The 7274-nt window shown below is 72.0% G+C and carries 5 protein-coding genes; 4 read left to right on the forward strand and 1 reads right to left on the reverse strand.

Going from position 1 to position 7274, the window contains the following annotated elements:
• The first annotated feature begins 6 nt into the window (after positions 1-6).
• Complete coding sequence (locus ACFWI4_RS37860; protein WP_387205808.1) at positions 7-1272, forward strand: sensor histidine kinase; 1266 nt, start codon at positions 7-9, stop codon at positions 1270-1272.
• Positions 1262-1936: a response regulator gene (locus ACFWI4_RS37865; RefSeq protein WP_387205810.1), complete on the forward strand. Its 675-nt coding sequence runs from the start codon at positions 1262-1264 to the stop codon at positions 1934-1936. The genes ACFWI4_RS37860 and ACFWI4_RS37865 overlap by 11 nt, the downstream gene beginning before the upstream one ends.
• A gap of 60 nt (positions 1937-1996) precedes the next feature.
• On the opposite strand, the gene glgX is transcribed toward ACFWI4_RS37865, so the two are convergent.
• Positions 1997-4321, reverse strand: coding sequence for a glycogen debranching protein GlgX (gene glgX, locus ACFWI4_RS37870; protein WP_387205812.1), 2325 nt, complete (start codon positions 4319-4321; stop codon positions 1997-1999).
• A 151-nt stretch (positions 4322-4472) separates the two neighbouring features.
• Here glgX and ACFWI4_RS37875 point away from each other — a divergent pair, with 151 nt between their 5' ends.
• Together ACFWI4_RS37875 and ACFWI4_RS37880 are read left to right on the forward strand one after the other, a co-directional pair.
• Positions 4473-5702, forward strand: a complete 1230-nt coding sequence (locus tag ACFWI4_RS37875; RefSeq protein WP_387205814.1) for an Ig-like domain-containing protein — start codon at positions 4473-4475, stop codon at positions 5700-5702.
• 181 nt (positions 5703-5883) lie between these two features.
• The gene (locus tag ACFWI4_RS37880; protein WP_387205816.1) at positions 5884-7131 is read left to right on the forward strand and encodes an Ig-like domain-containing protein; all 1248 of its coding nucleotides are present in this window, start codon (positions 5884-5886) and stop codon (positions 7129-7131) included.
• Positions 7132-7274 lie beyond the last annotated feature (143 nt).

Raw genomic sequence — 7274 nt, forward strand, 5'->3', positions numbered from 1 at the left:
GGGCCCATGACCGTGACGGACCGACAGCTCGACCGACGCTGGGAACAGCTCCACACCTGGGGCCCCTACGGGCTCCTGGGCGTCAGTGTCGTCCTCGCGGTCGCCTCCGCCGATCCGCACGCCGCTCCGGCCAAGTGGTATGCCGCCTGGGCCCTGGCCGGCGCGGGGGTCGCGCTCCAGCTGTGGTGGCAGGGCACCCGTCCCCGCCGGTCCGGCCGCGGCCGGACGCCGTCCCGGGCCGGGACGGCCTACTACGCCGTCCGGTGGGCCATCGCCTTCGCCCTCACCTGGATCACCCCGTTCTTCGCGTTCTACGCGGCCTGCGGCTACATGGACGCCGACGAACTGATACCGGGCAGGTGGCAGCGGCTCGGACTGTTCGCGAGCGCGGTCACCGTGGCCGGTGCCCAGGCGGGCGGGATGCCGTTCGGGAGCGGGACCCAGTGGATCGTCTTCGCCGGTCTCCTGGCCGCCAACTCCGGTCTGCAGATGGTCGTCGCCCACCTCACCACCCAGGAGGCGCAGCGGGTCCGCGAGCGCACCGAGACCATCGCCGAACTCGAAAGCACCAACGCCGCGCTCCAGCAGGCCCTCGACGAGAACGTCGCCCTGCACGCCCAACTCCTGCTCCAGGCAAGGGAGGCCGGGGTCGCCGAGGAGCGCCGCCGGCTGGCCGCGGAGATCCACGACACCATCGCCCAGGGCCTGACCGGCATCATCGCCCAGCTCCAGGTCGTGGCGAACGCACCCGACCTCGCCGTCGCCCGCGTCCACCTCGAACGCGCCTCGGCGCTCGCCCGGCACAGCCTCGGCGAGGCCCGCCGCTCGGTGCACAACCTGGCCCCGGTCGCGCTGGCGGACGACGGTCTGCCCGAGGCGCTGAAGAAGACGGTCGCCGAGTGGGGCGAACGCAACGGCGTACGAGCGGAGTTCACCGTCACCGGGACCGCGGAACAGCTCCACGACGAGGTCGCGGCCACCCTGCTGCGCATCGCCCAGGAGGCCCTCTCCAACGCCGCCCGGCACGCGGCGGCCACCCGGGTCGGGGTGACGCTGAGCTTCATGGGCGACGAGGTCACCCTCGACGTCCGCGACGACGGCCGCGGTTTCGACCCGATCGCCGTCCCCGCCCGCACCGGCTCCGGCGGATTCGGCCTCGACGGCATGCGCGCCCGCGCCGAACGCATCGCGGGGCACCTGGCCGTGGAGTCCGAACCGGGCCACGGCACGGCGCTGTCGGCTCGCGTACCGTTGGTGCGCCATGACCGATGACGCCCCCATCTCGCTGCTGATCGTCGACGACCATCCCGTCGTACGCGACGGCCTGCGCGGCATGTTCGCCTCCGCTCCCGGCTTCACGGTCGTCGGCGAGGCGGCGAACGGGGTCGAGGCCGTCGAACGGGTCGCGGCCCTCGACCCGGACGTGATCCTGATGGACCTGAGGATGCCGGGCGGCGGGGGAGTGGACGCCATCGCCGAACTGACCAGGCGTCGCTGCCGTGCCCGGGTCCTCGTCCTCACCACGTACGACACCGACTCCGACACCCTGCCCGCGATCGAGGCGGGCGCCACCGGCTATCTGCTCAAGGACGCGCCCCGCGACGACCTGTTCACGGCGGTCAGGGCCGCCGCCGAGGGCCGGACCGTGCTGTCCCCGGCCGTCGCCTCCCGCCTGGTCTCGGCCGTGCGCGCGCCCGCCTCCGCCGTCGAGTCCCTCTCGGCCCGGGAACGCGAGGTGCTCGTCCTGGTGGCCCGGGGCACGTCCAACCGCGAGATCGCCCGCGAACTGTTCATCAGCGAGGCGACCGTGAAGACCCATCTCACCCATGTGTACGGCAAGTTGGGCGTCAAGGACCGCGCGGCGGCGGTGGCGACCGCGTACGAGCGGGGCATCCTCGGCCGACCGTCCGCGCCGGGCGGCCACGGCCCCGCGTGACCGACCCCGCCGGGCAGCCGGCCGGTATGACCTCCGCCGCCCGGCGGCCGCGGCCCCGCGCTAGCCGAGCACCTTGAGCAGCAGCACGGACCTGGCCGGCACCGTGATCGCCGTGCCCGCCCGGTGCGTGAGCGCGGGTGCCCCGGACTGGTCCTCGCGGGAGGTGTCCACGACCACCTCGTACCGGTCGGCCCACGGCGCCCCCGGCAGCTCGAACGCGGCCGGCCGGTCCCCGGCGTGCAGCACGGCCAGGAAGCTGTCGTCGACGACCGGCGCGCCCCGCGCGTCCCGGCCGGGGATGTCCCGCCCGGACAGATACATGCCGAGGGTCGCGGCGGGCGCGTACCAGTCCCGCTCCGTCATCTCCGTGCCCCGCGCGGTGAACCAGGCCAGGTCCCGCAGCCCGTCCGCCGAGTGGGCCCGACCGGAGAAGAACGCCCGGCGCCGCAGCACCGGATGCGCGTGCCGCAGCGCGATCAGCCGGGACGTCAGCTCGAACAGCGCCCGCCAGTGCGGGTCGTCCAGCTGCGACCAGTCGACCCAGCTGATCTCGTTGTCCTGGCAGTAGGCGTTGTTGTTGCCGCGCTGGGTGCGCCCGAACTCGTCCCCGGCGACCAGCATCGGCACCCCGGTGGACAGCAGCAGGGTCGTCAGCAGGTTCCGCAGCTGGCGCCGGCGCAGCGCCCGCAGGCCCTCGTCCCCGCTCTCGCCCTCCGTCCCGCCGTTCCAGGCCCTGTTGTCGTCCGTGCCGTCCCGGTTGCCCTCGCCGTTCGCCTCGTTGTGCTTGCGCTCGTACGACACCAGGTCGCGCAGGGTGAAACCGTCGTGCGCGGTGACGAAGTTGACGGAGGCGTACGGGCGCCGGCCGCCCCAGGCGTACAGGTCGCTCGACCCCGACAGGCGGTAGCCGAGGTCCCGCACGTCGGGCAGCGCCCCGCGCCAGAAGTCCCGTACGGCGTTGCGGTAGCGGTCGTTCCACTCCGTCCACAGCGGCGGGAACGCGCCGACCTGGTAGCCGCCTGAGCCCACGTCCCAGGGCTCGGCGATCAGCTTGACCCGGCGCAGCACCGGGTCCTGGGCGATGACGGCGAGGAACGGCGACAGCATGTCGACGTCGTGCATGGACCGGGCCAGGGCCGCCGCCAGGTCGAAGCGGAAGCCGTCGACGCCCATCTCGGTGACCCAGTAGCGCAGCGAGTCCGTGATCAGCCGCAGCACCTGCGGCTGCACGACGTGCAGGGTGTTGCCGCAGCCGGTGTAGTCCGCGTAGCGGCGGGCGTCCGACTGGAGCCGGTAGTACCCCCGGTTGTCGATGCCGCGCAGCGACAGCATCGGGCCGAGCTCGCCCGCCTCCGCGGTGTGGTTGTAGACCACGTCGAGGATGACCTCGATCCCCGCCGCGTGCAGGGCGCGCACCATCCGTTTGAACTCGCCGACCTGCTGGCCCCGGGTGCCGGAGGCCGCGTAGGCGGCGTGCGGGGCGAAGTAGCCGATCGAGTTGTAGCCCCAGTAGTTCCTCAGGCCCCGGCGCAGCAGGTGGTCCTCGTGCGCGAACTGGTGCACCGGCAGCAGCTCCACCGCCGTCACCCCGAGGTTCACCAGGTGCTCGATCGCGGCCGGGTGCGCGAGTCCCGCGTACGTGCCGCGCAGTTCCTCGGGGACCGAGGGGTGCAGACGGGTGAATCCCCGCACGTGGAGTTCGTAGATGACCGAGTCCGCCCAGGGGGTCTTGGGGCGGTGGTCGTCCGACCAGTCGTCGTCGTCCTGCACGACGACGCCCTTGGGGACCAGGGGCGCCGAGTCGCGGTCGTCGCGGACGGTGTCGGCGACCTGCTGCTGGGGCCAGTCGCGGACGTGCCCGTACACCTCCGGCGGCAGCGTGAAGTCGCCGTCCACCGCACGGGCGTACGGGTCGAGCAGCAGCTTCGCCGGGTTCCAGCGGGCGCCGGTCCACGGGTCCCAGCGGCCGTGCACCCGGAAGCCGTAGCGGCGTCCGGGGAGCACTCCGGGGACGAAGCCGTGCCAGATCTCGTGGGTGAGTTCGGTCAGCGGGACGCGGGTCTCGGCGCCCTCCTCGTCGAAGAGGCACAGGTCGACGGCCTCCGCGCCGCCCGCCCACAGCGCGAAGTTGGTGCCCGTGGTGCCGTCGGGACCCACCCGGAAGCGTGCGCCGAGCGGTGTCGGGGCACCGGGCCAGGCGGTCACGGCCGGCGCCGCCGGGTGCCGTGAACCGTTCAGCGCGGGTGCGGCCGGCTCCACCGCGGGGTCCGCCGTCGCGGGCGCGGCGGCGGACGGCCCCGCCGGGTCCGTGACGGTCTGCGCGGGCAGTCCGCCGCCCGCGGCGCGTCCGTCGTGGACCGCCTCCTGCTCGGGTGCGCTCGACACCGGTCAGCCTCCCACGGCTCGTGGAACGTCACGGAAAAGGGTGCACGGCGTCCCGGCCGCGGCTCCTTGGCGCGTCGTCCTCCCCACTGTTCTGCCCAGAGCGTGGCTCGCACTCACGTTTCCCGGGAGGGGCGGCGTCGTTGGGTCCCTTGTGAAGCACGTACAGACGCGCGCGCGGCGCGCAGGGGCCGCGCTGGCCGCCGTACTGACCTGGGCCGGCCTGCTCGCCGGAGCCTCCGGCTGCTCTTCCGGAGGGATCTCCGGGGGGATCGGGGAGGCGTTCGGGAAACCACGCTCGCCCCAGGACGCCATCCATGTCTCGCCCGACGACAACAGCAAGGGCGTACGCCCGAAGGAGACCCTGCTCGTACGGGTGCCCGACGGGCGCCTGGAGTCCGTGAAGGTCGTCAAGTCCCAGGACGCCGAGGAGTCGCCCGTGCCCGGGCACATCAGCGAGGACGGCCTGTCCTGGAAGCCGGACGACGCCCGGCTGGCGCTGGCGGCCAAGTACACCGTGGACGCGGTGGCGCTGGACGGATCCGGGCACCGCTCGGCCCGCCACACGACGTTCACCACCGCCGTCCCCGACGAACGGTTCATCGGCTACGTCACCCCCGAGGACCGGTCCGTCGTCGGCACCGGGATGATCGTCTCCCTGGAGTTCAACCGGGAGATCCGCAACCGGGCCGCCGTCGAGCGCGCCATCCACGTCGAGGCGCGTCCGGCCGTCGAGATCCGCCCGCACTGGTTCGGCGGCGGCCGGGTCGACTTCCGTCCCGAGCGGTACTGGAAACCGGGCACCAAGGTCACCGTGGCGCTCAGGCTCCGCGACGTCGAAGGGGCGCCGGGGGTCTACGGACTCCAGTCCAGGACCTTCTCGTTCACCGTCGGCCGCGACCAGACGTCCCTCGTCGACGCCGGCGCCCACACCATGGAGGTGCGCCGCGACGGCAACCTCGTGGCCACGGTGCCGATCACGGCAGGGGCGCCGAAGACGACGACGTACAACGGGAAGATGGTCGTCTCCGAGATGCTCGAAGTGACCCGGATGAACAGCCGGACCGTCGGTTTCGGCGGCGAGTACGACATCCCCGACGTCCCGCACGCGATGCGCCTGACCGACTCCGGGACCTTCCTGCACGGCAACTACTGGGCGCCGGACGCCTTCGGCCACACCAACGTGAGCCACGGCTGCGTGGGCCTGCGGGACGTGAAGGGCGGGAGTTCGGACACCCCGGCGGGCTGGTTCTTCGACCGCAGCCTCGTCGGGGACGTCATCGAGGTGGTCCACAGCAAGGACAAGACCGTCGCCCCCGACAACGGGCTCGGCGGCTGGAACATGGGCTGGAAGGCGTGGAAATCGGGCGGGGCGGTGAAGTAGCCCGATATTGCGGCAGGCGCACGGCGGACTCCAGCCGCGCCCCGTACGGCCGAAGTTTGGGACTGAACGGTGACCTTCCCGGGGATCCATCGCTCCTGGCCGTGTGATTAATTAGCGCGATACGCGCGTGGGACGCGCTGGAGTGCGGGCCTGATCAGGCCGTGCGAGGGGAGAGACAATTTTGAACGGGCGACCGATATCGGGGGCGTCGGTTGGCGCGCGGACACGCACGAGCAAGGGAATCCTGGCGCTGCTGCTGGGAGTTCTGATGCTCGCCGTGACCGCCTGCGGCGGGGGCGGGAGTTCGGACAAGGGGTCCGGCTCCGGTGACGGCAAGGGCAAGAGCGCCACCAGCACGGACACCAAGGCCTCGCAGGCCGTGGTGACCATCGCGCCGAAGGACGGCGCGGCCGACGTGAAGACCAGTGGCGCCCTCAAGGTGACGGCGGCCAAGGGCAAGCTGACCGCGGTCGAGGTCCAGGACACCAAGGGCAACGCCGTCAAGGGCACCATCACGGACGGCGGCGCCACCTGGACGCCCTCCACCCACCTCGCCGCGGCGACCAAGTACAAGGTCCACGCGGTCGCCAAGGACGCGGCGGGACGTGAGGCGGCCGAGGAGGCCGCGTTCACCACGCTGACGCCGAAGAACACGTTCGTCGGCATCTACCAGCCGGAGGACGGTTCCAAGGTCGGCGTCGGGATGCCCTTCTCGATCCGCTTCACCCGGGGCATCACGCACCCGGACGCCGTCCGCAAGGCCATCACCTTCACGACCGAGCCCGCGGTCGACGTCGAGGGCCACTGGTTCGGCAACGACCGTCTCGACTTCCGCCCCGAGCACTACTGGGCGGCCGGGACGAAGGTCACCGTCACCATGAACCTCGACGGGGTCGAGGGCCGGCCGGGCGTCTACGGCAAGCAGGCCAGGACCGTGAAGTTCACGATCGGCCGCAGCCAGGTCAGCACGGTCGACGCCAAGACCCACAAGATGGTCGTCAAGCGTGACGGCAAGGTCCTGCGGACCATCCCGATCACGACGGGCAAGCCGGGTTACGACACCTGGAACGGCCAGATGGTCATCAGCGAGCGCCTCAAGGTCACCCGTATGAACGGTGAGACGGTCGGCTACGGCGGCGAGTACGACATCAAGGACGTGCCGCACGCCCAGCGCCTGACCGACTCGGGAACCTTCATCCACGGCAACTACTGGGGTGGCGGCGCCTTCGGCAACTTCAACGCCAGCCACGGCTGCGTCGGTCTGCGCGACGTGCGCGGCGGCTACGACAGCTCGGTGCCCTCGGCGTGGTTCTTCGACCACTCGATGATCGGCGACGTGGTGGTCGTGAAGCACTCGCACGACAGGACGGTCGACCCCGCGAACGGCCTCAACGGCTGGAACATGTCCTGGGCCGACTGGACCAAGTGACGTCGTCCCACCGGAGCGGGTGACCGCCTCCGCGTGGACCGCGCCGGCCGAACCGCACCGGGCCGGGTGTGCTGTGACCCAGCACACCCGGGCCGGTTGCGTTAACGGCCACGAACCAGCTTCCATGTCTGTGGCTCTCGTCG

The organism is Streptomyces sp. NPDC127038, from assembly GCF_042725875.1.
Lineage (GTDB): Bacteria > Actinomycetota > Actinomycetes > Streptomycetales > Streptomycetaceae > Streptomyces.

Excerpts from the sequence above, each read along its gene's own strand:
- ACFWI4_RS37865 (WP_387205810.1), top strand. The coding sequence starts at position 1,262 with ATGACCGATGACGCCCCCATCTCGCTGCTGATCGTCGACGACCATCCC.
- ACFWI4_RS37860 (WP_387205808.1), top strand. The coding sequence starts at position 7 with ATGACCGTGACGGACCGACAGCTCGACCGACGCTGGGAACAGCTCCAC.